Origin of the sequence: Bacillus sp. EKM202B (assembly GCF_011066025.1) — a bacterium.
GTDB classification, from domain to species: Bacteria; Bacillota; Bacilli; order Bacillales; family Bacillaceae_G; genus Bacillus_A; species Bacillus_A toyonensis.
Genome location: NZ_JAAMNK010000091.1, coordinates 1 through 657, shown reverse-complemented (window position 1 = coordinate 657; position 657 = coordinate 1). Strand labels below are relative to the sequence as shown.

The 657-nt window shown below is 48.4% G+C and carries 5 tRNA genes; all 5 read right to left on the bottom strand.

Annotated features, from left to right (window positions below):
- Positions 1–79 precede the first annotated feature (79 nt).
- Positions 80–150 (bottom strand) — tRNA-Gly (locus G9F74_RS29435).
- Position 151: 1 nt separating this feature from the next.
- Positions 152–228, bottom strand: a tRNA-Pro gene (locus G9F74_RS29430).
- A 4-nt stretch (positions 229–232) separates the two neighbouring features.
- Positions 233–309, bottom strand: a tRNA-Arg gene (locus G9F74_RS29425).
- A gap of 97 nt (positions 310–406) precedes the next feature.
- Positions 407–489: transfer RNA gene (locus G9F74_RS29420), tRNA-Leu, on the bottom strand.
- Positions 490–505: 16 nt separating this feature from the next.
- A tRNA-Lys gene (locus tag G9F74_RS29415) sits at positions 506–578 on the bottom strand.
- Positions 579–657 lie beyond the last annotated feature (79 nt).

The following is a 657-nucleotide window of genomic DNA, read 5'->3' as shown; positions in this document are numbered from 1 at the left end:
AAAGTTAGTTTGTCTAGCATCTAAAAATAAAAATTGACGTTTCACGTTGTTTGTTTCGTTCAGTTTTCAAAGAACTAAAAGCGGGTGAAGAGAATCGAACTCTCGACCAGAGCTTGGAAGGCTCTTGTTTTACCACTAAACTACACCCGCGTGGTCGGGAAGACAGGATTCGAACCTGCGACCCCCTGGTCCCAAACCAGGTGCTCTACCAAGCTGAGCCACTTCCCGTAATTGGCGCGCCCGAGAGGAGTCGAACCCCTAACCTCTTGATCCGTAGTCAAACGCTCTATCCAATTGAGCTACGGGCGCTTATTCATGATGTTTTTTCGTCGTTGTCTTTTGGCGACTCAATTATCTTATCATACTACTTTTTCAAATGCAAGTACTTTTTTAAGATTTTTTTCGATGCGGCCGAGAGGACTTGAACCTCCACGGGGTTTCCCCCACTAGGCCCTCAACCTAGCGCGTCTGCCGTTCCGCCACGACCGCGCGGAAAAAACAAAAGTGAGCCATGAAGGATTCGAACCTTCGACCCTCTGATTAAAAGTCAGATGCTCTACCAACTGAGCTAATGGCTCGTAAATGGCTGGGCTAGCTGGATTCGAACCAGCGCATGACGGAGTCAAAGTCCGTTGCCTTACCGCTTGGCTATAGCCC